The organism is Klebsiella sp. CD33 (assembly GCF_051992865.1).
Taxonomy (GTDB): Bacteria; Pseudomonadota; Gammaproteobacteria; order Enterobacterales; family Enterobacteriaceae; genus Klebsiella; species Klebsiella pneumoniae.
Genome location: NZ_CP197023.1, coordinates 2,385,207 through 2,410,270, shown reverse-complemented (window position 1 = coordinate 2,410,270; position 25,064 = coordinate 2,385,207). Strand labels below are relative to the sequence as shown.

Below are 25,064 nucleotides of genomic sequence, written 5' to 3'. Positions count from 1 at the left end.
TCCTTACGCTTTCTCGATGTTGACCAGGAACGCCTTGTATTCCGGCGTTTGCGAGTTGGAATCGCCAACGTTAGGCGTCAGGGTGTTGGCGATGTAGCCTTTGCGGGCCACGCCTTCAAAACCCCAGTGCAGCGGGATCCCGACGGTCTCCACCTGCTGGCCGTTGACGTTCAGCGTGCGCAGTCGGCGAGTCACCACGGCAACCGCGCGAATGAAGCCGCGCTTGCTGCTGACTTTCACCCAATCGCCGTTAGCGATACCTTTGCTTTTCGCCAGCCCTTCGCTGATTTCGACAAACTGTTCCGGCTGCGCGATGGAATTGAGCAACGCATGCTTGGTCCAGGTGTGGAAATGCTCGGTCAGACGATAGGTGGTCCCGACATACGGGAATTTATCCTTCTTACCTAAGCGAATGGCGTCCTCTTCATACAACCGCACCACCGGGCTGGAGACCACCTTCGGGTGCAGCGGGTTAGTGCCAAGCGGGGTTTCCATCGGCTCGTAGTGCTCCGGGAACGGCCCTTCCGCCAGTTTATCGAGCGCAAACAGGCGACCCAGCCCCTCCTGCTGCATGATAAACGGCCCGGTTTTGCTCCCTGGCGGCGCGGTATTGAAGTCCGGAATATCATTCCCGACCCACTTGCTGCCGTTCCACTGGATCAGCATCCGCTTCGCATCCCAGGGCTTGCCGTTGATATCGGCCGAAGCGCGGTTGTACAGCACCCGACGATTGAGCGGCCACGCCCAGGCCCATCCCAGCGTATTGCCCAGGCCCGAAGGATCGGCGTTATCACGATTCGCCATCTGGTTACCCTGCTCGGTCCAGCTGCCGGTATAGATCCAGCAAGACGACGCGGTGCTGCCGTCATCGCGCAGCAGCGCGAAGCTATTGAGCAGTTGGCCTTTTTTCGCCAGCAAAGTGCCATTTTGATCGTAGAGATCCGCCAGCGCGTAGCCGTTGTTCTCTTTTGCCACCTCTTCCGATTCCGGATGGTCCGGCTGCTTGTAGCGCCAGCTCATCTTCAGCAGGGGTTCCGCGCCCTTCCCGCCTTCGGTGCGGTACAGTTCGCGCAGGCGATGGTAAATCCCGGCAAGGATTTCGCCATCATTGCGCGCTTCACCTGGGGCATCCTGACCTTTCCAGTGCCACTGCAGCCAGCGGCCGGAGTTGGCGATCGAACCGTCCTCTTCGGCAAAGCAGGTCGACGGCAGACGGAAGACTTCGGTCTGAATCGCCGACGGGTCGACATCATTAGACTCGCCGTGGTTCTGCCAGAAGGTCGAGGTTTCGGTCACCAGCGGGTCGATAACCACCATATATTTCAGCTTGCTGAGGCTGCGAACCACTTTGTTTTTGTCCGGGAAGGAGGCAACCGGGTTAAAGCCCTGGCAGATATAGCCGGTGACGTTGCCGTTATCCATCATATTGAAGTATTTGATAACGTCGTAAGCCTGGTCCCACTTCGGTAACCACTCAAAGCCCCAGTCGTTCTCTTTTTGCGCCGCCTCGCCGTAGAAGGATTTCATCAGGCTAACGAAGAATTTCGGGTAGTTGCTCCAGTAGTTCACCTGCTCGGGCAGGGTCGCCTTCGGCGTGTTGGCGCTGAGGTAGCTTTGCAGATCGGTCTGTTTGTCCGATGGCAGCGTCAAATAGCCCGGCAGACTGGTCGACAGCAGGCCCAAATCGGTCAGCCCCTGAATATTTGAGTGGCCGCGCAGGGCGTTGACGCCGCCGCCGGCCATCCCCATATTGCCGAGCAGCAGCTGGATCATTGCCATGGTGCGGATGTTCTGCGCGCCGACGGTGTGCTGCGTCCAGCCCAGGGCATACAGAAAGGTGGTGGTGCGGTCCGCGGCGCTGGTTGAGGCCAGCACGTCGCACACTTTAAGGAAGTCCGCTTTCGGCGTACCGCAGATGTTTTCGACCACCTCGGGCGTGTAACGGGAAACGTGCTGCTTCAGCAGATTCCACACGCAGCGCGGGTGGGTGAGCGTTTCATCGCGTTTGGCGTAGCCGTTTTCATCGAACTGGTAGTTCCAGGACGATTTATCGTACTGGCGTTTTTCCGCATCGTAGCCGCTGAACAGCCCCTCTTCGAAGGCAAAATCATCCCGCACCAGCAGGCTGGCATTGGTGTAATGCTTAACGTACTCGGCATTGATCTTATTGTTTTCGATCAGGTACAGCAGCACGCCCGACAGGAAGGTAATGTCGGTACCGGAACGAATCGGCGCATAGATATCGGCCACCGACGCGGTACGCGTAAAGCGCGGGTCGACGACGATCAGCGTGGCGTCGTTATTGTTTTTCGCCTCCATCGCCCAGCGGAAACCCACCGGATGGGCTTCGGCGGCGTTACCGCCCATCACCACCACGACGTTGGCGTTTTTGATATCCACCCAGTGGTTGGTCATCGCACCGCGACCAAATGTTGGAGCAAGACTTGCTACCGTTGGTCCGTGTCAGACGCGCGCCTGGTTGTCTACCGCCAGCATACCCAGCGATCGCACAAACTTCTGCGTTAGCATGCCGGTCTCATTGCTTGCCGCCGAGGCGCACAGCATGCCGGTGGAAAGCCAGCGGTTAACCGTCACGCCCTGTTCATTCTTTTCAATAAAGTTGGCGTCGCGGTCGGCTTTCATCAGTCGGGCGATGCGGTTAAAGGCTTCATCCCACGAGATGCGCTGCCATTTATCCGAGCCCGGGGCGCGGTATTGCGGATAACGCAGACGGTTTTCGCTGTGGACATAGTCCAGCAGGCCTGCCCCTTTCGGGCACAGCGCGCCACGGCTCACCGGATGGTCCGGGTCCCCTTCGATATGGTAGATCGCTTCTTTGGCGTTTTTCGCACCGTCGCCGAGGCTATACATTAATAGCCCGCAGCCCACGGAGCAGTAAGTGCAGGTGTTGCGGATCTCTTTCGCACGCAGCAATTTGAAATTGCGTGCCTGAGCCAGCGTCATTTTAGGGGCAAAGCCCAGGGCGGCGGCGGTAGTTCCGGCCATACCGCCTGCGCAGATCTTAAAGAACTTTCTGCGGCTGACGTCCATTGCATTCCTCCATGCAGGATGTTGATTCATCGCGCGGAGGAAACTAACAGCAAAATCCCGGGAAAATTTGCGTCAAATCAAGGAGAAAAACCTTCGCCCCCTTAATCGCCAGCCCTGGCCATTTTCGCTAATCCCTAAGGGTTAGCAACGGCGGAAAATTTCGCCCCTCACCGATAAAAAGATGATATATATGCCGGCTGCATTTGCGTAACCATCAGGAAAAGCATGGAGAAAAAGAGAGCCACGACCATCGGCTTCGCCGCCATTATCTTATGGAGCACGATGGTCGGATTGATTCGCGGCGTCAGCGAAGGACTGGGAGCGGTCGGCGGCGCGGCGATGATTTACAGCCTTAGCGGCCTGCTGCTGATCTTTACCGTCGGCTTTCCCAACCTGCGCCAGATCCCGCGTCGCTATCTGCTGGCCGGCAGCGTGCTGTTTGTCAGCTATGAAATCTGCCTCGCGCTGTCGCTGGGCTATGCCGCCAGCCGCCAGCAGGCCATTGAGGTGGGGATGGTCAATTACCTGTGGCCCAGCCTGACGATTTTATTCGCCATTCTCTTTAATGGCCAGAAAAGCAGCTGGCTGGTGATCCCCGGCCTGATTCTCGCCCTGCTGGGCGTTGGCTGGGTGTTGGGCGGTGAGCATGGGCTACAGCCCGATGAGATTATCAGTAACGTCATTTCCAGCCCGCTTAGCTATCTGCTGGCCTTTGTCGGGGCGTTCATCTGGGCCGCCTACTGCACGGTGACGGCCAAATATGCCCGCGGTAAAAACGCCATTACGCTGTTCGTCCTGTTAACCGCCCTGACGCTATGGCTGAAATTTCTCGCCAGCGACCAGCCGCCGATGCTGTTTAGCTGGCCGGTGGTCATTAAGCTGATGACGGTCTCCGTGGCGCTGGGGCTGGCCTACGCGGCGTGGAACGTTGGCATCCTGCACGGCAACGTCAGCCTGCTGGCGGCGGCCTCCTACTTCACGCCGGTGCTCTCCTCTGCGCTGGCGGCGATCCTGCTGAGTGCGACCCTGTCGTGGTCCTTCTGGCAGGGGGCCGGGATGGTATGTCTCGGCTCCCTGCTCTGCTGGTACGCCACTCGCCGTTAGCCGAGATCGCCTCCGGCTACCGGCAGCGTCACGCCGGTGATATAGCTGGCCTCATCGCTGGCGAGAAACAGGATCGCATTCGCCTGTTCCGCCAGCGTGCCGTACCGGTGCAGCAGACTGCTCGCCACCGTCTGATCGACGACCTGCTGATACCACGCCTTTTCCTGCTCGCTCGGCTGCTCTTCGTTACGCGGCGTCAGGCGCGGCGGCGCCTCGGTCCCGCCCGGGGCCACGGCGTTAATCCGAATACCGCTACCGCTGTACTCCATGGCAATCGACCGGGTCAGCGCGTTAACGCCGCCTTTCGCCGCCGAGTACGGCACCCGATTCACTCCCGCCGTCGCCACCGATGAAATGTTGACGATGCTGCCTTTGCCCTGCTTCAGCATCCATGGCAGCGCCGCGCGGCAGCCCCACAGCGTGGGGAACAGCGAGCGGCGGATCTCTTTCTCAATCTGCTCCGGCTGGTATTCGGCAAAGGGGCGCGCCCAGATGGTGCCCCCAACGTTGTTGATCAGCACGTCGATACGGCCAAAATGAGCGACCCCGGCGGCAAACGCCTGCTCGGTACTTTCCCACGCTTCCAGATCCGCCTCCAGCGCCAGCACCAGACAGCCGGATTGCGCCAGCGTCGCCGCCAGCTCATGGACGTATGACGAGCGATCGATGAGCAGCAGAGCCGCGCCTTCTGCAGCCGCCTGCTCCGCCGTCTGGCGGCCAATGCCCTGCGCCGCGCCGGTGATGACGACGACTTTATCGGTAAAACGCATTTTGTCTCCTTATGCCGCCGCGCTCTGGCTGGCGATAAATTTCTCATACCAGAACCCCGCCGGGGTGATCCCGCGGTCGCGCAACGCCGTGGCAACCGCGTTAACCATCGGCGGCGGGCCGCAGAGATAGATATCCACGTCGCCGTTGTTCAGCATCGCGTCGTCGAGATGGTCGGTGACAAAGCCGCGCTGCGGGCAAGTGCTGTTTTCATCGGCCACCACCGGTAGCCAACGATACCCCGTCAGCTGTTGAATAAAGGTATCCAGCGCGTCGGTTTTCACCAGATCGCAGTCACGAGTAACACCGTACAGCAGCATCACCGGACGCTGGCTGCCCTGTGTCTGCAGGGTATGGAGCATGGAGAGCAGCGGCGCCAGGCCGGTACCGCCCGCCAGCATCAGCAGCGGACGTTCGCCGTGGCGCAGATAGAAGCTGCCCATCGGGCCGCTGAGGGTAAGACGATCGCCGGGCCGCGCCCGCTGGGTTAACCACTGGCTCATCATCCCGCCAGGCACGTTACGGATCAGAAAACGCCCTTCGAGAGAACCCGGCAGCGAGCTGAATGAGTAGGCGCGGACATGAAGCGTGCCCGGCACCTGAATGTTGACGTACTGCCCCGGCAGGAAGGCCAGCGGCTCATCGAGGGCGACCACCAGTTCGATGGCGGTATCGGACAGTAAATTCACCTGCCGCACCTGCGCCCCGGTGTTGGTCAGCGCGGTTTTACACTGCGCGGCGGCCACCGGCACATCGATAACGCAGTCGCTGGTCGGGACCATCTGACAGGTCAGCACCTGACGGGCCTGCGCTTCGTCGTCGCTTAACGCCTCGTCGAGATAATCTTCGCCCAGGTCGTACTCACCGCTGGCGCAGTGGCATTTGCAGGTACCGCACACCCCGTCCGAGCAATCCATCGGCAGATTCACCCTCTGGCGATAGGCGGCATCCAGGACTTTCTCTCCGGCATTGCACTGAATAAAGCGGGTTACGCCGTCCTCAAAATTAAGAGCAATATTGAAGGTCATAAGCGCCTCTTAAATGTGGTAAACGTCAATCACCTGACGGATATAATCGTTATTCAGGCGCACGGTTTTGCGCACGATCTGCGGTCTGCCGTCCTGTTCGATTAGCGTGCAGCAGGTAGAGCCAAAATAGGCATCAGTGTGCTGATAGCGATGGCTCCAGGTGACCCAGCTGTAACGCACCTCAAGCCCCTCATCGCTCTCCCCCAGCAGCTCAACGTTGCTGATGATGTGGGTGGTGCGCGGCTCCGGCGTACTGGCCCCGGAGCGCTCGGTTTTAATGCGGTAGACGCGATCCTCCAGCCCTTCGCGGTTGGGGTAGTAGATAAGCGAAATCTCTTTTTGCGGGTCGCGGGTCAGCTGGTCATCGTCGCCCCACGCCGGCATCCAGTAGACCACCTGCGGGCTGTAGCAGCTGAGCCATTCGTCCCACTGACGATCGTCCAGCAGACGGGCTTCGTAGTAGAGAAACTGGCGAACCTGTTCGAGGTTAAGCATCAGGCCACCTCCACGCGCTGGGTAATGGACTGGTCGTAACGCTGTTGTTCCTGTTCAATGGCCGCCAGCATCAGCGTCTGCCAGTGGTGGTGATGGGCGATGTACAGCGCTTCGTCCTCCGATTTCACCCCGCTTAACCGCGGCGAAAAGCCGGCATGTTGCGCATGCTCATCCGCGCCATCGACCCAGCGCAGCGCGCCGCGGCTGAGGTCGCTCCATGGCAGATTTTCGCCGAGATAGCCGCGCTGACAGGCGCTGAACTCTTCGAGGTCGTCCGGCGTCCCCATCCCACTGACGTTAAAGAAATCCTCGTACTGGCGGATACGCAGCGCTCTGGCCTGGTCGGATTCCCCTTTCGGCGCAAAGCACCAGATGGTGACTTCGGTTTTATCCACCGCAATGGGGCGGATTACGCGGATTTGCGTCGAGAACTGATCCATCAGGTAGACATTGGGGTACAGGCACAGGTTGCGGGTTTCGTTGACCATCTGGTCGGCACGGCGTTCGCCAAATTCCGCCTGCAGCCGTTCGCGGTGGGCATAGACCGGGCGCACTTCCGGGTTGAGCGCCCGGGTCCACAACAGCATATGGCCGTTATCAAATCCATAGCCGCCGCCGAGGCTTTTTGACCAACCGTTGGCATCCACCGCGTGCGTCCCTTCCGCTTCATAGTTGCGGCGTGACATGGTTGAGGCGTAGTTCCAGTGGACCACGCTGACGTGATAGCCATCGGCGCCGTTTTCCGCGCCCAGTTTCCAGTTGCCCTCATATACATAGCTCGACGAACCCTTAAGTACCTCGAGCCCCTCCGGCGCCTGGTCGACGATCAGGTCGATAATCTTGCAGGTTTCCCCGAGATAGGCCTCCAGCGGCTGCACGTCGGCATTGAGGCTACCGAATAAGAAACCGCGATAGGACTGAAAACGCGGCAACTTTTGCAGGTCGTGGGAGCCGTCTTGTTTAAAGCTCGGCGGATAGCCGCCAGTGCTCTCATCTTTGGCCTTTAATAATTTGCCATTATTGCTGAAGGTCCAGCCGTGGAACGGACAGGTGAAAGAATTTTTATTCCCGGTTTTGCGTCGACATAACATGGCGCCGCGGTGAGCGCAGCTGTTAATTAGCGCGTGCAGCTCATTCTTTTTATCGCGGGTAATAATAACCGGCTGCCGTCCCAGCGTCAGGGTATAATAATCTCCCGGCTCGGCAATCTGGCTTTCATGGGCAAGAAAAACCCAATTTCCTTCGAAGATATGTTTCATTTCAAAATCAAATAACTGCTGGTCGGTAAATATAGAGCGGTGGCAACGGTAAATATGATTTTCACGGTCGACAACTAAGGCATTATTGATTTTGTCTTTGAGCGTCGAGAGCGTTTTTTGCATGAGTCGGTCCCTCCTGCAGGATTCAGGATGAAAGAAACAGGGTGAATTCTTCGTTTTCGAGTGCAATATCTGGCCCGGGCAGTAGCGTGCCCGGGGCCGATAATGCCGCTTACTCTTTGGCGCGCAGGCGGATCCCGCGCTGCTCTTCGTCGGCGCTCAGCGCTTTACACAGGGTGAAATCAAAACAAACCTCGGTGTGCTCTCCCTCAAGATTGCGCTGCGCGATGATCTCGCGGTCGGTCACTTTTACCGGATCGGCAATCAGGCCGTAGCGGGTGGCAAAGGCAAAATCGTCCCACAGGTATTTATCGCCATTGAGGTTAATCTGGCTGGTCAGATGTTTATGACCCGGCGCGGAGACGAAAAAGTGAATGTGCGCCGGACGGTTGCCGTGGCGACCCAGTCTGTCCAGCAGTTTCTGGGTTGGGCCATCCGGTGGGCAGCCGTAGCCGGAGGGCATGATGCTGCGCACGCTGTAGCGGCCATCGGCGCCGGTGCGGATCCGCCGGCGCAGGTTGTACTCACTCTGGCCTGGGTCGAAGAAGGAATAATTTCCGAGGGTGTTGGCGTGCCAGATATCAACAATAGCGTTGGCCACTGGCCGGCCTTCGGTGTCTTTGACTTCACCGTGCAGCCACATCACTTCTCCGGCGTCGGCGCCGTCATCCATGCGGGCGTGACCCTCGGCCAGCGGCGCATTAGCCACGTACAGCGGCCCTTCGATGGTGCGCGGGGTGCCGGTTTCCCGATGCGCTGCCGCGTCGATGGCGTCCTGGCGCAGATCGAGGAAATGCTCCAGTCCCAGACCCGCCGCCAGCAGCGCCGCCTCCTGACGCCCGCCCAGCTCGTGCAAATAGTTTACCGCGTGCCAGAACTCTTCTTCCGTAACGTTATAGTCGTCGATGAGCGTGCAGATATTTTCCAGCAGACGATGAATAATCGCCTTAAAACGTTCATCGCCGCCGGCAACATCTAATCCGGCACTGTCGCGTAATAATTTCTGAATAGCTGGTTGTTGTACGAATACATTACTCATACTGGTTCTCTCTTATATTTTGCAGGGTATACGCCGGTAATACCGGCGTGAGGTCAGATATTATTATTAGCGATCGTCATCGCGAATTGATGACGGATGACGACAGAGGGCTTCCACTTTTATCGCCATAAAGGGATATAGCGGCAATCCCATTAATATTTGATGCAATTCTTCGGCATCTTGAACATCGAAAATACTGACGTTGGCATAAAGGCCGGCAACGCGCCAGATATGCCGCCATTTGCCTTCCCGCTGTAATTGTTGCGAATAGGCTTTTTCGCGTTGTTTTATTTCCTCCGCCTCGTTGGCGGGAAAGCCAGGCGGAATATTGACGGTCATCTCCACTTTAAATAACATTTTTTTCTCCTGTTCCCCGCTACGGCTGGCGGGTATAAAAATGCAGTTTGTCTTCATCCAGCTCGACGCCAAGGCCCGGCGTTTGCGGCAGCGCCACCTGACCGTCGGCAAAGGTGAGCGGCACGCTGACAATATCGTCTTTCAGCAACAGCGGGCCGAACATCTCGGTACCCCACTGCAGCGGCAGCGTCGACCAGGCGTGCAGAGAAGCCACGGTCCCTACGGTGCCTTCCAGCATGGTGCCGCCGTACAGGCCAATCCCTGCCGCCTGCGCGACGCGGGCCAGCGCCAGCACGCTGTTCGGCCCCCCGGCTTTGGCGATTTTCAGCGCGTAAGCGCCGGTAAAGCCCTGCTGCGCCAGCTGATAACCATCGTAAGCGGTCGCGACCGCTTCATCCGCGAGGATCGCGGTTTCAATTTGCTGGCTTAACCGCACCAGGGCGGCATTATCGTGGGCGCTGACCGGCTGTTCGATAAGATCGACGCCCATCGCCGCCAGTTCGCGGCAGCCTTTCGCGCCGGTGGCGGCGTCCCAGGCCTGGTTGACGTCGACACGGATGCTGGCGCGGTCGCCTAACGCTTCAACGATGGCGCGGGTATGACGCAGGTCGGTGGCGAGTTCACGCGCGCCGATCTTCAGTTTGAACGCCCGGTGGCGGCCTTCGGCCAACAGTTTTTCTCCTTCAGCGATATCTTTCGCGGTATCGCCGCTGGCTAAGGTCCACAGCACCGGCAACGCCGTTTGCAACGCGCCGCCGAGCAGGGCTGATATCGGCAGACCTAAGGCTTTGCCCTGAGCGTCGAGCAGCGCGGTTTCGATGGCGGACTTCGCAAAGGTGTTGCCTTTAATGGCGCCGTTCATGCGGGCGGTCAGCGCATTCAGGTTATCGGCCGGCTGCCCTTTCAACAGCGGCGTCAGATAATGGGTGATCGCCGACGAGATGGCCTCGGGGCTCTCAACGCCATAGCTCAAGCCGCCGATGGTGGTGGCTTCGCCGATGCCGCAGATGCCGTCGGAACGGGTAAGGCGCACGATCACCAGCGACTGGCAGCCCATGGTGGTCATCGACAATTTATGCGGCCGGATGGTCGGGACATCCACAATCCAGCTCTCGATTTGCTCTACGGTGGCAGTCATTTTCTGTTCCTGATGAGATATATAACTTTTTGTACCCACATCCATAACGGGGGTCTGTGCCATTGACAATAGGGTTCAGCCTGGCGGATGGTCAACGGCGATAATCGAAATGTTGTGCGATTATCGACGCGTTTGTTAAAAGACGGTTATTAATGTGATCGTGGTGGTAAAACCGGCACAATTCAGCGCGCCCCATTTTGCGCAAGGTATAGTGATCTGCCGTGAGTTTTACGCTGCAACGGAGAAGGATGCGATGAGCGACAATATCCCCAATACGCTGAGCGCCAGGCAGGCCGAGCACGACCCTAACTTTATGCTATCTCTGGCCCGCGGGCTGGAGGTCCTTAACGCCTTCACCCCCCAGCGCCAGCGGCTGACCATTTCCCAGCTCAGCCAGAAAACGCAAATCTCGCGCGCGGCGGTACGCCGCTGTTTGTATACCCTCGCCGCGCTGGGCATGGTGCACAGTCCGGATGGCCGTAGCTATGAACTGCTCCCCCGGGTACTGGCCGTCGGCCACGCCTATCTGGCAGGCACGCCGCTGGCCAAGGTGGCGCAGACGGCACTGGATAATCTTGGCAAAGCGCTCGGCGAATCCTGTTCGGCAGCCACGCTCGACGGGGATAACGTGCTCTATATTGCCCGCGCGGCGGTCAATAATTTACTGAGCATCGATCTGGGGCGCGGCAGCCGCCTGCCGGCGTGGGCCACGTCGATGGGGCGGGTGTTGCTGAGCGCGCTGCCGGAGGAACAGCTGGAAGTGACGTTGTCACGGGCTACGCTTATTCGCTACACTCCGCATACCCTGTGCGATTTGTCCGGTTTACGTGCAGAGATCGCCCGGGTGCGCATGCAGGGCTATGCCCTCGCCGACCGGCAGATCGAGGTAGGCTTGTGCTCGCTGGCGGTACCCGTGCTGTCGCGTCACGGTCAGGTGGTGGCCGCCCTGAATGTCGGGGTACCTGCCGCGACGGTCAGCGCCGCGGCGTTAAAAGAGAAGGCTCTCGCCCCGCTACGGCGCGCGGCGATGGATCTGTCGCTGCAGCTATAGCGCCGACTGCGGTTTCGCCACGGTGGCGAGGCTGCGCCAGATCCCAGCGGCCAGCAGCAGAAGCAATACACCCGCCGTCGCCAGCACCAGGCTATGAGCCTGAATAAAAGCCGTCTTCGCCGCCGCCATCAGCGCCTGCGCCACCCCGGCGGGCAGCGCCTGGGACAGACTCACCGCCTCGCCAATCGATGACGCCGCCTGCTGCGCCATGGCGCCACTCAGGCCAGACGGCAGCGCAATAGAGGCGCTGTAGCTGCGGGTCAGGATCAGGCCGAACAGCGCTATGCCGAGACCGGCGCCCAGCTCATAGGCCATGGTTTCAATCGCCCCGGCGGCCGCCGCTTTCTCCTTCGGCGCTGCCGCCATAATCGCGGAACTGGAGGCCAGCAGCGCGCTGGCCACGCTAAAGCCCAGCAGCGTCATCAGCCCCCAGGCCAGCCACTGCTGGGTACTGAAATCGGTCAACGCCAGGCCGAGAAAGCTGAAGGCGCTGAGCAGCATCCCGCCGGTCGCCACCTCGCGCAGCCCAAGCCGCGACACCAGCAGGCCGGCAATCGGGCCGCTGAAGCCGCTGGCCACCATTACCGGCAGCATAAATATCCCCGCCTCGAACGGCGTTTTCTGGTGCACAAACTGCAGCTCCTGGGCCATCAGTAGCTCAAAACCGACCAGGGTAATCAGGGCCGTCATCGCCATCATCACCCCGCTTAAGATAATGCGATGGGTGAACAGGCGCATATCCACCATCGGGCGGGCCGCCGACAGCTGCTTGCGGATAAACCAGGTTAACATCGCCGCCCCGCCGAGCGCCACCAGCGCGGTGAGCCACAGCGCCAGCTGGCCCTTCAGCGCCGATTTCGCGCTAAACACCAGCATCAGGATCGCGGCAATCAAAACGAGCGCCTGCAGTAGATTGAGCGGCTGTTCGCGGCGCGCGGGCTGGCGCGGCACCACTTTCGCGTTAATCGCGATAACCACCAGCACGATCGGCACATTGATCAGGAACACCGACCCCCAGTAGAAATGCTCCAGCAGGATACCGCCCACCAGCGGGCCGAAGGCCGCGCCGCCGGAGCCGACCGCTGCCCACAGCCCCAGCGCCATATTGCGCTGGCTGGCCTCGGCAAAGGTGCTGCGGATCCCGGCCAGCGTCGCCGGGACGATCATCGCCGCCCCCACCGCCAGCAAAGCGCGTGAGGCAATCAGCGTAATGGCCGTCGGCGACAGCGCGGCGCACAGCGAGGCGATGCCAAAAATGGCGCTGCCGAGCAGCAGCAGGCGCTTAAAGCCGATCTTATCGCCAAGGGCGCCCATCGGCAGCACCATGCCGGCCATCACTAATGAGTAGATATCAATGATCCACAACAGCTCATTGCCGCTGCTACCCAGCGCCACGCTGAGGGTCGGCGCGGCCACATGCAACACCGTAGCGTCAATCGCCACCGGAATATAAACCAGCAAAATCGCCATCAGCGTCATCCATTGCCGTGACATAGCTTGTACCTCAATCAATATTGAATATTGGACACACGTCCAGGATGGCGATCCTGCCGGATTGTTGAACACATGTCCAACTTTTTGTTACACTCGGCCAAAGCCAGATGACAGTGGGGTTCTATGCACTATTTACAACGTGATGCGCGACGGGAAGGGATTATGCAGGCCGCCATGCGCCTGGCGCTGCGCGGCGGCTTTGCCGCCATGACCGTACGGCAGATAGCCCGCGAAGCCCAGGTGGCCGCCGGGCAGCTGCACCACCACTTCACCTCCATCGGCGAGCTGAAAGCGCAGGTTTTCATCCGCCTGATCCGCGAGATGCTCGACATGCCGCTGGTGGCTGAGGACGCCAGCTGGCGCGAGCGCTTGTTCTCGATGATCGGCAGCGAGGATGGCCGACTGGAACCCTATATCCGCCTGTGGCGTGAAGGCCAGGTGCTGGCCGACAGCGATCCGGACATCAAAGCGGCCTACCTGCTGACCATGAATATGTGGCATGCCGAGACCGTCGCCATCATCGAGCAGGGCCTCGCCAGCGGCGAATTTCGGTCGGCTGAGCCTGCGGCGGATATCGCCTGGCGCTTTATCGCCCTGGTGTGCGGCCTCGACGGGATTTATGCGCTGGACGCGCAGGCCCTGGATGAGGCGGCGTTTAGCCGCTATGTAAATAAGATGATTACGCTGGAGTTGTTTTAGGCATATTTACATTTGGTAACAATTAATTCCGCTACGCTTACCACGTGCTCTCTGTCAGCACGTTTTTTTTATCTACGCTTCATAGATAACGCAAATTAAGCGTTATTCACTATCCCCTTGTATTCAGCTGTTGACCTTATTTATTTACTCCTTTCCGGGCAAGTAGAGGGCAATATGTCGGTGCAGAATGATAAAGATAATCATTACCTTTTGAACAACTGGCGGCCTGAAAACAAGGCGTTCTGGGAAAATAAAGGCCAAGCCATTGCGCGAAGAAATCTATGGATATCAGTGGCCTGTCTGCTGCTTGCTTTCTGCGTATGGATGTTATTCAGCGCCGTAGCGGTCAATCTCAATAAGGTCGGTTTTCATTTCACCACCGACCAGCTTTTTTTATTAACCGCCCTGCCTTCACTTTCCGGCGCGATATTACGGGTCCCCTACTCCTTTATGGTACCCCTTTTTGGCGGGCGCTACTGGACCGTATTAAGTACCGTTATCCTGATCGTGCCTTGTATTTGGTTAGGGGTGGCAATCCAGAATATTACTACTCCGTTCTGGGTATTTATTATTATTGCGCTGCTGTGCGGTTTTGCCGGAGCGAATTTTGCTTCCAGCATGGGAAATATCAGTTTCTTTTTCCCCAAAGCGAAACAGGGCAGCGCGCTGGGAGTCAACGGCGGCCTTGGCAATCTGGGCGTAAGCGTGATGCAGATGGTCGCCCCGGCGGTCATCTTCCTGCCGCTCTTCACCTTTCTCGGCGTCCATGGCGTCACCCAGCCCGATGGTTCGACAATCACCCTGAGTAATGCGGCGCTCGTCTGGGTACCGCTGCTGCTGCTCGCCACCGTCGCGGCATGGTTCGGCATGAACGATATCGCCGGTTGAAAGGCTTCGATTCGCGATCAGCTTCCCGTGCTCAAGCGACCGCATATGTGGCTGTTAAGCCTGCTCTATCTGGCGACGTTTGGCTCGTTCATCGGCTTTTCCGCCGGCTTTGCCATGCTGGCGAAAACCCAGTTTCCCGCGGTCGATATCCTCAAGCTCGCCTTCTTTGGACCGTTCATCGGCGCGCTGGCGCGCTCGTTCGGCGGGATCATCTCCGACCGTCTCGGCGGCGTGCGGGTGACGCTGGTTAACTTCGTCCTGATGGCGCTGTTTACCGGCCTGCTGTTTCTGACCCTGCCAGGCAGCGGCTCCGGCAGCTTTCTCGCTTTCTACGTGGTGTTTATGGGGCTCTTTTTAACCGCCGGTCTGGGAAGCGGCTCCACCTTCCAGATGATCGCCGTCATCTTCCGCCAGCTCACCATCGACAGCGTAAAACAGCGCGGCGGCAGCGATGAAGAAGCGCAGCACGAGGCGGTGACCGATACCGCTGCCGCGCTGGGCTTTATCTCGGCGATCGGCGCCATCGGCGGCTTCTTTATTCCGAAAGCCTTCGGCACCTCGCTGGCGATGACCGGCTCACCGGTTGGCGCGATGAAAGTCTTTTTTGTCTTCTATGTGGTTTGCGTGCTGGTGACCTGGCTGGTCTACGGCCGCCGTAAATCCGCTTAACCATAACGATTTATCTGCCGGATAGCGGCTTACGCCTTATCCGGCCTTACGAGTTCGTTCGCTCATCCGGCCGGGTGGCACGATGCCGGACATTATCGGAGCAGGAGAAATGTCATGAGTAAACTTCTGGATCGCTTTCGCTACTTTAAGCAGAAGGGCGAGACCTTTGCCAACGGCCACGGCCAGGTCTACAACAACAACCGTGACTGGGAAGATAGCTACCGTCAACGCTGGCAATTCGACAAAATTGTCCGCTCCACGCACGGTGTGAACTGCACCGGCTCCTGCAGCTGGAAAATTTACGTCAAAAACGGCCTCGTTACCTGGGAAACCCAGCAGACCGATTATCCGCGCACCCGGCCGGATCTGCCAAATCACGAACCGCGCGGCTGCCCGCGCGGCGCCAGCTACTCCTGGTATCTCTACAGCGCCAACCGCCTGAAGTACCCGCTGGCGCGTAAACGACTGATTGAGCTGTGGCGCGAAGCCCTGGCGCAGCATCCCGACCCGGTGCTGGCATGGGATAGCATCATGCAGGATCCGGCAAAAACACGCAGCTATAAAGCGGCGCGCGGCAAAGGCGGTTTTGTCCGCTCCAGCTGGAAAGAGCTGAACCAGCTCATCGCCGCCGCCAACGTCTGGACCATCAAACATTATGGCCCGGACCGCGTCGCCGGCTTCTCGCCGATCCCGGCGATGTCGATGGTCTCCTACGCCGCGGGCACTCGCTATTTATCGTTGATTGGCGGCACCTGCCTGAGCTTTTATGACTGGTACTGCGATCTGCCCCCCGCCTCGCCGATGACCTGGGGCGAACAGACCGACGTGCCGGAATCCGCCGACTGGTACAACTCCAGCTACATTATTGCCTGGGGCTCCAACGTGCCGCAGACCCGAACCCCGGACGCCCACTTCTTTACCGAAGTGCGCTACAAGGGCACCAAAACTATCGCCATCACGCCGGACTATTCGGAAGTCGCTAAGCTCTGCGACCAGTGGCTGGCGCCGAAGCAAGGCACCGACAGCGCGCTGGCGATGGCCATGGGCCATGTGATCCTCAAAGCCTTCCACCTCGATAACCCGAGCGATTACTTTCTCAACTACTGCCGGACCTACACCGACATGCCGATGCTAGTGATACTCGAGCCGCGCGACGACGGCAGCTATACGCCGGGCCGTATGCTGCGTGCTTCCGACCTGCTTGACGGTCTCGGAGAAAGTAATAACCCGGAATGGAAAACCGTGGCTTATAACAGCGACGGCGAACTGGTGGCGCCGAACGGCTCCATCGGCTTTCGCTGGGGCGAAAAAGGCAAATGGAATCTCGAACAACGGGCAGACGGCAAAGATGTCGAGCTTAAGCTGTCGCTGCTGGATATTCGCGACAGCGTGGTGTCGGTGGGCTTCCCCTACTTTGGCGGCAACGAAAACCCGCATTTTCGCAGCGTAGCGCAGTCACCGGTGACCCTTCACCCGCTACCGGCTAAACAGCTGACGCTGGCCAGTGGCGAAAGCGGCCTGGTGGTCAGCGTCTATGACCTGATTCTGGCCAACTACGGTCTGGATCGCGGGCTTGACGATGTCAATGCGGCGAAGGATTTCGCCGAGGTCAAAGCCTATACCCCGGCATGGGCGGAGCAGATCACCGGCGTACCGCGTCAACATATCGAACAAATCGCCCGCGAGTTTGCCGATACGGCGCATAAGACCCACGGCCGCTCAATGATTATCCTCGGCGCCGGGGTGAACCACTGGTACCACATGGATATGAACTACCGCGGGATGATTAATCTGCTGGTATTTTGCGGCTGCGTCGGCCAGAGCGGCGGCGGCTGGTCGCACTATGTCGGTCAGGAGAAACTGCGCCCGCAGACCGGCTGGCTGCCGCTGGCGTTCGCCCTGGACTGGAGTCGTCCGCCGCGGCAGATGAACAGTACCTCTTATTTCTACAACCACGCCAGCCAGTGGCGCTACGAAAAACTGACCGCGCAGGAGCTGCTGTCGCCGCTGGCCGACGCCAGCAAATTTAGCGGCAGCCTTATCGACTTCAACGTCCGTGCGGAACGGATGGGCTGGTTACCCTCTGCGCCCCAGCTCAACGTCAACCCGCTGACCATTAAGCAGCAGGCCGAGGCCGCCGGGCTCTCCCCCGCGGAGTTCACCGTCCAGTCGTTAAAATCAGGCGATATTCGCTTTGCCGCCGAGCAGCCGGATAGCGGCAAAAACCATCCGCGCAACCTGTTTATCTGGCGCTCAAACCTGCTGGGATCGTCCGGTAAGGGGCATGAGTACATGTTGAAATACCTGCTCGGGACCGACAGCGGTATTCAGGGTGATGAACTGGGCGCCAGCGATGAGGTAAAACCTGAGGAAGTCGAGTGGCAGACCGCGGCGATTGAGGGCAAACTCGATCTCCTGGTGACCCTCGATTTCCGCATGTCCAGTACCTGTCTCTTCTCCGATATTGTCCTGCCGACCGCCACCTGGTATGAAAAAGACGATATGAACACCTCGGACATGCACCCGTTTATCCACCCGCTCTCCGCCGCCGTCGACCCGGCCTGGGAGGCGAAAAGCGACTGGGAGATCTACAAGGATATCGCTAAATCCTTCTCGCAGGTCTGCGTCGGCCATCTTGGCAAAGAGACCGATGTGGTGCTGGTCCCGCTGCAGCATGATTCCCCCGGCGAACTGTCGCAGCCGTTCGAGGTGCTTGACTGGCGCAAGGGCGAATGCGATCTGATCCCCGGGAAAACCGCACCGTCGATTGCCCTGGTGGAACGCGACTATCCTGCCACCTGGGAACGCTTCACCTCTCTCGGCCCGCTGCTCGATAAGCTTGGCAACGGCGGAAAAGGCATTGCGTGGAATACGCAAAGCGAAGTCGATTTCCTCGGCAAGCTTAACTACGTCAAGCCCGATGGTCCGGCCAAAGGCCGGCCGCGGATCGACAGCGCCATTGACGCCTCTGAAGTTATTCTCAGCCTCGCGCCGGAAACCAACGGCCAGGTGGCGGTGAAAGCCTGGCAGGCGCTGGGAGAGTTTACCGGCCGCGATCATACCCATCTGGCGCTCAATAAAGAGGATGAGAAGATCCGCTTTCGCGATATTCAGGCGCAGCCGCGCAAAATTATCTCCAGCCCGACGTGGTCCGGACTGGAAAGCGAGCACGTCTCCTACAATGCCGGTTATACCAACGTACATGAGCTGATCCCATGGCGCACTCTCTCCGGCCGCCAGCAGTTGTATCAGGACCATCCGTGGATGCGCGCCTTCGGCGAAAGCCTGGTAGCCTATCGCCCGCCCATTGATACCCGCAGCGTCAGCCAGATGAAGGCCGTGCCGCCAAACGGCTTTCCGGAAAAAGCGCTGAATTTCCTGACGCCGCACCAGAAGTGGGGGATCCACTCAACCTATAGCGAAAACCTGCTGATGCTGACGCTGTCGCGCGGCGGGCCGATCGTCTGGCTTAGCGAAACCGACGCGAAAGAGCTGGGCATTGAAGATAACGACTGGATTGAAGCGTTCAACGCCAACGGGGCTCTCACCGCGCGGGCGGTGGTGAGCCAGCGGGTGCCGCCGGGGATGACCATGATGTACCACGCTCAGGAACGGATTATGAATATCCCGGGTTCGGAAGTGACCGGTCGTCGCGGCGGCATTCATAACTCGGTAACCCGCGTCTGTCCGAAGCCAACGCACATGATTGGCGGCTACGCCCAGCTGGCCTATGGCTTTAACTACTACGGCACCGTCGGATCGAACCGCGACGAGTTCATCATGATCCGCAAAATGAAGAATATTGCCTGGCTGGATGACGAAGGTCGCGATCAGGTACAGGAGGCGAAAAAATGAAAATCCGTTCTCAGGTTGGAATGGTGCTGAATCTGGACAAATGCATCGGCTGTCACACCTGCTCGGTCACCTGTAAAAACGTCTGGAGCAGCCGCGAAGGCATGGAGTACGCGTGGTTCAATAACGTGGAGACCAAACCGGGCATTGGCTACCCCAAAAACTGGGAGGACCAGGATCAGTGGCAAGGCGGCTGGATCCGCGGCATTAGCGGTAAGCTGACGCCCCGCCTCGGCAATCGGGTCAGCGTGTTATCGAAGATTTTCGCCAACCCGGTGCTGCCGGCGATCGACGATTACTACGAACCCTTTACCTACGACTACCAGCACCTGCACAACGCGCCGGAGGGCAAATATCTGCCGACCGCCCGCCCGCGCTCGCTGATCAGCGGCGAGCGTATGGATAAGATTAACTGGGGCCCGAACTGGGAGGAGCTGCTCGGCGGCGAATTCGAGAAACGCGCCCGCGACCGTAACTTCGAAGCCATGCAAAAAGAGATGTACGGCCAGTTCGAAAATACCTTCATGATGTATCTCCCGCGCCTGTGCGAGCACTGCCTCAACCCGAGCTGCGTGGCCACCTGCCCGAGCGGCGCCATCTACAAGCGTGAGGAAGATGGCATCGTACTGATCGATCAGGATAAATGCCGCGGCTGGCGGATGTGCATCAGCGGCTGCCCGTACAAAAAAATCTACTTTAACTGGAAGAGCGGTAAGTCGGAAAAATGTATCTTCTGCTATCCGCGCATTGAGTCCGGGCAGCCAACGGTCTGCTCAGAAACCTGCGTCGGGCGCATCCGCTATCTTGGCGTACTGCTGTATGACGCCGACCGTATTGAAGAGGCGGCTAGTACCGAACATGAAACCGACCTCTATGAGCGCCAGTGCGAGGTGTTCCTTAATCCAAACGATCCGGCGGTCATCGAGGAAGCGCTAAAGCAAGGGATCCCGCACAACGTCATTGAGGCGGCGCAGAAGTCGCCGGTCTATAAGCTGGCGATGGACTGGAAGCTGGCCCTGCCGCTGCATCCGGAGTATCGCACCCTGCCGATGGTCTGGTACGTGCCGCCCCTGTCGCCGATCCAGTCGGTTGCCGACGCCGGCGGTTTACCGAGCAACGGCAACATCCTGCCGGCGGTTGAGAGTCTGCGCATCCCGGTGCAATACCTGGCGAATCTGCTGAGCGCCGGCGATACCGGACCGGTCTTGCGCGCGCTGAAACGGATGATGGCGATGCGCCACTACAAGCGCTCGCAAACCGTCGAGGGCGTCACCGATACCCGGGCCATTGAAGAGGTGGGCCTCAGCGTTGAGCAGGTCGAAGAGATGTATCGCTATCTGGCGATCGCCAACTACGAAGACCGCTTCGTGATCCCCACCAGCCATCGCGAACTGGCGGAGGATGCCTTTCCGGAACGAAACGGCTGCGGCTTTACCTTCGGCGATGGCTGCCACGGGTCAGATACGAAATTCAACCTGTTTAACAGCCGGCGGATCGACGCCATCGACGTCAGCGGCGTGCGTAAGCATGGGGAGGGCGAGTGATGCGGATCCTGAAAGTGATCGGTCTGCTGCTGGAGTACCCCGACGAGTTACTGTGGGAGAACCGCGACGACGCCCTGGCGCTGATCAGGGCCGATGTCCCTTCCCTGACGCCGTTTGTCGGTGAGCTGTTGACGGCTCCGCTGTTGGATCGCCAGGCCGAATGGTGCGAGGTGTTCGAGCGCGGGCGCGCCACCTCGCTGCTGCTGTTTGAACATGTGCATGCCGAATCCCGCGACCGCGGCCAGGCGATGGTCGACCTGATGAATCAGTATCAGCAGGCGGGTCTGCAGATCGATTGTCGCGAGCTGCCCGACCATCTGCCGCTGTATCTGGAGTATCTCAGTATTCTACCTCCCGCGGAGGCTCGGGAGGGGCTGCAGAATATCGCGCCGATTCTGGCGCTGATCGGCGGCCGTCTTAAGCAGCGAGCCTGCCCGTACTACCAGCTGTTTGACGCCCTGCTGGCGCTGGCTAAAAGCCCGCTCACCAGTGACAGTGTCACAAAACAGGTGGCAGGAGAAAAGCGCGACGATACCCGTCAGGCGCTGGACGCCGTGTGGGAAGAAGAGCAGGTGAAGTTTATCGAAGATAATGCGACCGCTTGCGATAGCTCGTCGATGCAAGCTTATCAACGACGCTTTAGTCAGGATGTGGCGCCGCAGTACGTTGACATCCGCGCCGGAGGCCCGAAATGATCCAGTATCTGAACGTCTTCTTTTACGATATCTACCCTTACCTGTGCGGCACCGTCTTTCTGGTGGGCAGCTGGCTGCGCTACGATTACGGGCAGTATACCTGGCGCGCCTCATCCAGCCAGATGCTGGATAAGCGCGGGATGGTGCTATGGTCGAACTTATTTCATATCGGCATTCTCGGCATCTTCTTTGGCCATCTCTTTGGCATGCTGACCCCACACTGGGTCTACTCGTGGTTCCTGCCGATGTCCCAGAAGCAGCTGATGGCCATGATCCTTGGCGGCATCTGCGGCGTGCTGACCCTGGTAGGCGGTATCGGCCTGCTGATGCGCCGCCTGACCAACCCGCGAATTCGCGCCACCTCCACGACCGCGGATATTTTGATCCTGTGCATTCTGCTGATTCAGTGCGCGCTGGGGCTGACAACCATCCCCTTCTCCGCCCAGCATCCGGACGGCAGCGAAATGCTCAAGCTGGTGGACTGGGCGCAGGCGGTGGTCACCTTCCACGGCGGCGCCTCGGCGCATCTGGACGGTGTCGCATGGATTTACCGCGTCCACCTGGTGCTCGGAATGACCATCTTTCTGATCTTCCCCTTCACCCGCCTGGTTCACGTCTGGAGCGCGCCGGTGGAGTATTTCACCCGGCGTTACCAGGTGGTACGCTCCCGGCGCTGAGCGCTGGCGGCGTTTACCATTCATCCTTACCGGTAGCCCGGACGAGGCCTTCGCGCCAAGTCCGGGTATTTATCGTACCTGGCTCCAGGCTTTATGCCGGATGGCGGCTACGCCTTATCCGGCCTACAGGGGCCTCTCACAGGCTCATACCCCGTAGGCCCGCGCAGGCGCAGCGCCGCCGGGCAAGGTATCAAACACGGTACCTGTAATTTCGCCGGGTGGCGGCTGTCGCCTTGCCCGGCCTACAGGGTCCTCTTACAGGCTCATACCCCGTAGACTCTCACAAGCGCAGCGCCGCCGGGCAAGATATCAGGCACGGTACCTGTAATTTCGCCGGGTGGCGGCTACGCCTTGCCCGGCCTACAGGGGCCTCTCACAGGCTCAAACCTCGCAGGCCCGCGCAGGCGCAGCGCCGCCGGGTAAGATATCAGGCACGGTACCTGTAATTTCGCCGGGTGGCGGCTGTCGCCTTACCCGGCCTACAGAGTCCTCTTACAGGCTCAAACCTCGCAGGCCCGCGCAAGCGCAGCGCCGCCGGGCATGGGGAGATTTACTTCCCGGCTTCCGGATGGGTATCGAACGCCGCCATCACCGCCGCCAGCGCCGCTTCGCTGAAGCCATGTTTAGGATCGTCCACCCCCAGGCCGAAACGGGTCTGCAGCGCTTCATACAGCGCGGAGACATCGGCAAAATCGACCTTCTCCACCACATGGTTATTCTCCCAGTGGGTAAAGTGGAAGTTGGTGAGGGTCATTTTGCCGCCGTCCGGGAGATGACGACACATCAGCAGATGGTGACGGAAGTGGGACTGCGGCCAGTGCGCCGACCAGAAGTTGCCCATCACATAATCAGACGCATACTGGCGGCCTAAATCGAAATGGTACATCGACTGCCAGTGTTCGTGATGGTTGAACTGCAGCGTCCACTCATCCCCTTCATGCACCAGACGATAGCTGCCGTGCGGCGTTTGCTGTGGAATATCGGCCAGCAGTTTGATCGGCGCGGTCAGCGTCTGGCCGCCGAAGCCGACGTCGGCGATCCAGCGCTCCCCCGCCACCTCCACCAGCAACAGACGGTGAGTACGCGGCGGCATCTGCGGCGGGTTGGCCAGCACCACGCGGCCCAGCAGGCTGCGGACGTTAAAGCCTATCTCGCGCAGCGCGCGCTCCAGCAGGCCATTCTGTTCAAAACAATACCCCCCGCGGCGGGCGGCGATCAGCTTCTCTTCCAGCGCCCCATCGTCAAGGTGGATTTCACGCGGCAGCAGGACATCGAGGTTTTCAAAGGGGATGGCGCTGTTATGCTGCAGATGCAGTTCCCGCAGGGTATCGATGGAAACATCAGGCTCACCCGTCCAGCTCAGACGGGAAAAATAGGCGCGTAAAAAGGGACTCATCAGGGCCTCCAGCTGTAGGTGTCCGACATTTATAGCCTATTTTTCCGCGCCGACCGTCTTTTTTGTGCGCTTAGCGTTAACCGCACGTGCGGCGCTGCATCAGCGCCAGCGCCGTCAGCATCAGGACCAGACCAGTCAACAACGTCAGGCTGGCCATCGCCATGCCCTGACCGACGGAACCCTGTTCGAACTGGCGCCAGATAAACACCGCCACGGTTTGCGTACCGGCCGGAGAGAGCAGCAGCGAGCTCACCAGCTCCCGGGAGGCCACCGCGAACACCATCAGCATCGCCGCCAGCAGCGCCGGAAAGACCAGCGGCAGGACAATCAACCGCAGCGCCTGCAGTGGCGACGCCCCATGCACCCTGGCGGCGGGCTCAAGGTTCGGGCCCAGCTGGCGCAGCGCGCTGCCGACATAGCGCACCGGCCAGGGCAACAGCAGGCAGCAATAGGAGAGCAGCAGCATCCACAGCGTGTTATAGGGCGAGCGCGGCCAGAAGGGCTGATTCCACAGCAGAATCAAACCGACCCCCACCACCACGCCCGGCAGCGCCGCCGGCATCAGCGACAGCGCGTCCACCATCCCGCGCCCTTTAATCTTCTGCACCATCACCAGCCAGGCGGCCAGCAGGCCCAGCGCGCCGACGATTAGCGCCGAACCCAGGGCCAGCGACAGGCTGGTGCCGAGGGCCGACAGGGCATCTCCCTGCTGGTCAAACAGCGCCGCGAAATGACGCAGTGTGACATTCTCAACACTCACGCCACCGGAGAGCGTGCCCATCACGCTGGTGAGCATCATCGAGACGGCGGGGACGCCGACCGCCAGGCCGCCGACGGCCGCCATCGCCAGCACGGCGGGCAGCGTCATCCAGCCCAGCGATGCCCCGTGGTTCTCCCCCGGCTTACCGGTAACGCTGGTGACCTCTTTCTCCCCCACCAGCCGCCTTTGCAGCCACCAGGCGAACAACGCCACCGCCATCAGCAGCAGCGACAATAGCGCGGCGCCAGGGAGATCCACCGGCCAGTCGGCCAGCTTTTTCTCAATACCGACCGTCAGCATCACCACTCCCGCCCGGTTGCCCAGCGCCGCCGGTACGCCAAACTCCTCGATGGCGAGGGTAAACGCCAGCAGCATCCCCGCCGCCAGCGCCGGAGAGAGCATCGGTAGCGTCACGTGCCAGAAGGCGCGCCAGGCGCTGGCGCCATGGACGCGGGCGACCACCGCCAGCCGGGTCCCGCTCGCCAGCAGGCTGCGGGAGACGGCAAAGTAGACCACCGGAAATATGTTAAAGGTCATCACCAGCACGATCCCGCTGCGGCTGAACAGCAGATCGTTCAGCTGCCAGCCGGTCAGCTGCTGCAGATAGCCCTGGCTTTGCAGGGCCAGCATCCAGGAGAGCGCCGAGATATAGGGCGGCGTCAGAAAGGGGATCAAAAACAGGAGATCCCACAGCCGGGGCAGCGGCAGCGAAAACATACCGCGCAGGATGCCGAGCGGCAGGCCAATCATTACGCTGACCAGCGCCACGCCGGCGGCGATCCACAGCGTACCGCCGAGCATCGCCGGCAGCTGAGGATCGGCCAGCAGCGCCGGGATGCCGCCAAAGGCGTCCCCGAGCGAACCGGCGCTAAAATGGGGAAAAATCGCCTGCAGCAGAATAAACACTAACGGTAACGCGACCAGCATCACCAGGGCGGCAAGGGTCGCGCCGGAAAGGAATGTTTGTTTCACAACCGGTT

Annotated in this window: 18 protein-coding genes and 1 pseudogene; 8 read left to right on the top strand and 11 right to left on the bottom strand. The window is 59.8% G+C overall.

The window, feature by feature from the left end:
- Nucleotides 1-3: 3 nt before the first annotated feature.
- Entirely contained in the window at nucleotides 4-3,051 is a 3,048-nt protein-coding gene (gene fdnG / locus ACR809_RS11985) for a formate dehydrogenase-N subunit alpha (protein WP_162992537.1), read from the bottom strand.
- 225 nt (nucleotides 3,052-3,276) lie between these two features.
- On the opposite strand from fdnG, the gene yddG reads away from it, so the two are divergent.
- The gene (yddG, locus tag ACR809_RS11980; RefSeq protein WP_002906464.1) at nucleotides 3,277-4,155 is read left to right on the top strand and encodes an aromatic amino acid DMT transporter YddG; all 879 of its coding nucleotides are present in this window, start codon (nucleotides 3,277-3,279) and stop codon (nucleotides 4,153-4,155) included.
- Here the strand turns inward: yddG and benD are convergent.
- The 7 genes from benD to ACR809_RS11945 all read right to left on the bottom strand — a co-directional run bounded on the left by benD (nucleotide 4,152) and on the right by ACR809_RS11945 (nucleotide 10,404).
- Nucleotides 4,152-4,925 (bottom strand): benzoate diol dehydrogenase BenD, encoded by a 774-nt coding sequence (gene benD / locus ACR809_RS11975; RefSeq protein ID WP_004143751.1) that lies wholly within the window; start codon nucleotides 4,923-4,925, stop codon nucleotides 4,152-4,154. The two genes, yddG and benD, sit on opposite strands and share 4 nt — an antisense overlap.
- A gap of 9 nt (nucleotides 4,926-4,934) precedes the next feature.
- Entirely contained in the window at nucleotides 4,935-5,951 is a 1,017-nt protein-coding gene (gene benC, locus ACR809_RS11970) for a benzoate 1,2-dioxygenase electron transfer component BenC (RefSeq protein ID WP_040188599.1), read from the bottom strand.
- A gap of 9 nt (nucleotides 5,952-5,960) precedes the next feature.
- The gene (gene benB, locus ACR809_RS11965; protein WP_004180096.1) at nucleotides 5,961-6,446 is read right to left on the bottom strand and encodes a benzoate 1,2-dioxygenase small subunit; all 486 of its coding nucleotides are present in this window, start codon (nucleotides 6,444-6,446) and stop codon (nucleotides 5,961-5,963) included.
- Nucleotides 6,446-7,828: a Rieske 2Fe-2S domain-containing protein gene (locus ACR809_RS11960; protein WP_002906468.1), complete on the bottom strand. Its 1,383-nt coding sequence runs from the start codon at nucleotides 7,826-7,828 to the stop codon at nucleotides 6,446-6,448. The genes benB and ACR809_RS11960 overlap by 1 nt, the downstream gene beginning before the upstream one ends.
- 109 nt (nucleotides 7,829-7,937) lie before the next feature.
- Nucleotides 7,938-8,864 (bottom strand): catechol 1,2-dioxygenase, encoded by a 927-nt coding sequence (gene catA / locus ACR809_RS11955; RefSeq protein WP_004891641.1) that lies wholly within the window; start codon nucleotides 8,862-8,864, stop codon nucleotides 7,938-7,940.
- A gap of 66 nt (nucleotides 8,865-8,930) precedes the next feature.
- Nucleotides 8,931-9,221, bottom strand: a complete 291-nt coding sequence (gene catC / locus ACR809_RS11950; protein WP_002906471.1) for a muconolactone Delta-isomerase — start codon at nucleotides 9,219-9,221, stop codon at nucleotides 8,931-8,933.
- A 19-nt stretch (nucleotides 9,222-9,240) separates the two neighbouring features.
- Nucleotides 9,241-10,404 (bottom strand): muconate cycloisomerase family protein, encoded by a 1,164-nt coding sequence (locus ACR809_RS11945; RefSeq protein WP_072158546.1) that lies wholly within the window; start codon nucleotides 10,402-10,404, stop codon nucleotides 9,241-9,243.
- Between the two features lie 115 nt (nucleotides 10,405-10,519).
- On the opposite strand from ACR809_RS11945, the gene ACR809_RS11940 reads away from it, so the two are divergent.
- A complete protein-coding gene (locus ACR809_RS11940; protein WP_162992578.1) occupies nucleotides 10,520-11,410 on the top strand; it encodes an IclR family transcriptional regulator domain-containing protein in 891 nt (296 codons plus the stop codon).
- Here ACR809_RS11940 and kmrA read toward each other — a convergent pair.
- Nucleotides 11,405-12,904 carry an efflux MFS transporter KmrA gene (gene kmrA / locus ACR809_RS11935; protein WP_114266408.1) on the bottom strand — a complete coding sequence of 500 codons (1,500 nt, stop codon included), beginning with the start codon at nucleotides 12,902-12,904 and terminating at the stop codon, nucleotides 11,405-11,407. The genes ACR809_RS11940 and kmrA overlap by 6 nt on opposite strands.
- Nucleotides 12,905-13,027: 123 nt before the next feature.
- Here kmrA and ACR809_RS11930 point away from each other — a divergent pair, with 123 nt between their 5' ends.
- The 6 genes and pseudogenes from ACR809_RS11930 to narI all read left to right on the top strand — a co-directional run bounded on the left by ACR809_RS11930 (nucleotide 13,028) and on the right by narI (nucleotide 21,928).
- Nucleotides 13,028-13,603, top strand: coding sequence for a TetR family transcriptional regulator (locus tag ACR809_RS11930; RefSeq protein ID WP_004888643.1), 576 nt, complete (start codon nucleotides 13,028-13,030; stop codon nucleotides 13,601-13,603).
- Nucleotides 13,604-13,777: 174 nt separating this feature from the next.
- A pseudogene (locus tag ACR809_RS11925) lies at nucleotides 13,778-15,160 on the top strand (NarK family nitrate/nitrite MFS transporter).
- Between the two features lie 114 nt (nucleotides 15,161-15,274).
- Nucleotides 15,275-19,015, top strand: coding sequence for a nitrate reductase subunit alpha (locus ACR809_RS11920; RefSeq protein WP_122051272.1), 3,741 nt, complete (start codon nucleotides 15,275-15,277; stop codon nucleotides 19,013-19,015).
- The gene (gene narH, locus ACR809_RS11915) at nucleotides 19,012-20,556 is read left to right on the top strand and encodes a nitrate reductase subunit beta (protein ID WP_004148517.1); all 1,545 of its coding nucleotides are present in this window, start codon (nucleotides 19,012-19,014) and stop codon (nucleotides 20,554-20,556) included. The genes ACR809_RS11920 and narH overlap by 4 nt, the downstream gene beginning before the upstream one ends.
- The gene (narW, locus tag ACR809_RS11910; protein WP_002906547.1) at nucleotides 20,556-21,251 is read left to right on the top strand and encodes a nitrate reductase molybdenum cofactor assembly chaperone; all 696 of its coding nucleotides are present in this window, start codon (nucleotides 20,556-20,558) and stop codon (nucleotides 21,249-21,251) included. The genes narH and narW overlap by 1 nt, the downstream gene beginning before the upstream one ends.
- Nucleotides 21,248-21,928: a respiratory nitrate reductase subunit gamma gene (narI, locus tag ACR809_RS11905; RefSeq protein ID WP_004175972.1), complete on the top strand. Its 681-nt coding sequence runs from the start codon at nucleotides 21,248-21,250 to the stop codon at nucleotides 21,926-21,928. The genes narW and narI overlap by 4 nt, the downstream gene beginning before the upstream one ends.
- A gap of 550 nt (nucleotides 21,929-22,478) precedes the next feature.
- On the opposite strand, the gene nhoA is transcribed toward narI, so the two are convergent.
- Both nhoA and ACR809_RS11895 read right to left on the bottom strand, forming a co-directional pair.
- Complete coding sequence (nhoA, locus tag ACR809_RS11900; RefSeq protein WP_002906551.1) at nucleotides 22,479-23,324, bottom strand: N-hydroxyarylamine O-acetyltransferase; 846 nt, start codon at nucleotides 23,322-23,324, stop codon at nucleotides 22,479-22,481.
- Nucleotides 23,325-23,400: 76 nt separating this feature from the next.
- Nucleotides 23,401-25,056 carry an ABC transporter permease gene (locus ACR809_RS11895; RefSeq protein WP_122051271.1) on the bottom strand — a complete coding sequence of 552 codons (1,656 nt, stop codon included), beginning with the start codon at nucleotides 25,054-25,056 and terminating at the stop codon, nucleotides 23,401-23,403.
- Nucleotides 25,057-25,064: the final 8 nt, after the last annotated feature.

What these genes read in the sequence shown, in the direction of transcription:
- benC (WP_040188599.1), bottom strand. Translation starts at nt 5,951, where the DNA reads ATGACCTTCAATATTGCTCTTAATTTTGAGGACGGCGTAACCCGCTTT.
- ACR809_RS11960 (WP_002906468.1), bottom strand. Translation starts at nt 7,828, where the DNA reads ATGCAAAAAACGCTCTCGACGCTCAAAGACAAAATCAATAATGCCTTA.
- benD (WP_004143751.1), bottom strand. Translation starts at nt 4,925, where the DNA reads ATGCGTTTTACCGATAAAGTCGTCGTCATCACCGGCGCGGCGCAGGGC.
- catC (WP_002906471.1), bottom strand. Translation starts at nt 9,221, where the DNA reads ATGTTATTTAAAGTGGAGATGACCGTCAATATTCCGCCTGGCTTTCCC.
- yddG (WP_002906464.1), top strand. Translation starts at nt 3,277, where the DNA reads ATGGAGAAAAAGAGAGCCACGACCATCGGCTTCGCCGCCATTATCTTA.
- ACR809_RS11920 (WP_122051272.1), top strand. Translation starts at nt 15,275, where the DNA reads ATGAGTAAACTTCTGGATCGCTTTCGCTACTTTAAGCAGAAGGGCGAG.
- catA (WP_004891641.1), bottom strand. Translation starts at nt 8,864, where the DNA reads ATGAGTAATGTATTCGTACAACAACCAGCTATTCAGAAATTATTACGC.
- ACR809_RS11945 (WP_072158546.1), bottom strand. Translation starts at nt 10,404, where the DNA reads ATGGATGTGGGTACAAAAAGTTATATATCTCATCAGGAACAGAAAATG.
- nhoA (WP_002906551.1), bottom strand. Translation starts at nt 23,324, where the DNA reads ATGAGTCCCTTTTTACGCGCCTATTTTTCCCGTCTGAGCTGGACGGGT.
- ACR809_RS11930 (WP_004888643.1), top strand. Translation starts at nt 13,028, where the DNA reads ATGCACTATTTACAACGTGATGCGCGACGGGAAGGGATTATGCAGGCC.
- narH (WP_004148517.1), top strand. Translation starts at nt 19,012, where the DNA reads ATGAAAATCCGTTCTCAGGTTGGAATGGTGCTGAATCTGGACAAATGC.
- benB (WP_004180096.1), bottom strand. Translation starts at nt 6,446, where the DNA reads ATGCTTAACCTCGAACAGGTTCGCCAGTTTCTCTACTACGAAGCCCGT.
- kmrA (WP_114266408.1), bottom strand. Translation starts at nt 12,904, where the DNA reads ATGTCACGGCAATGGATGACGCTGATGGCGATTTTGCTGGTTTATATT.
- narI (WP_004175972.1), top strand. Translation starts at nt 21,248, where the DNA reads ATGATCCAGTATCTGAACGTCTTCTTTTACGATATCTACCCTTACCTG.
- narW (WP_002906547.1), top strand. Translation starts at nt 20,556, where the DNA reads ATGCGGATCCTGAAAGTGATCGGTCTGCTGCTGGAGTACCCCGACGAG.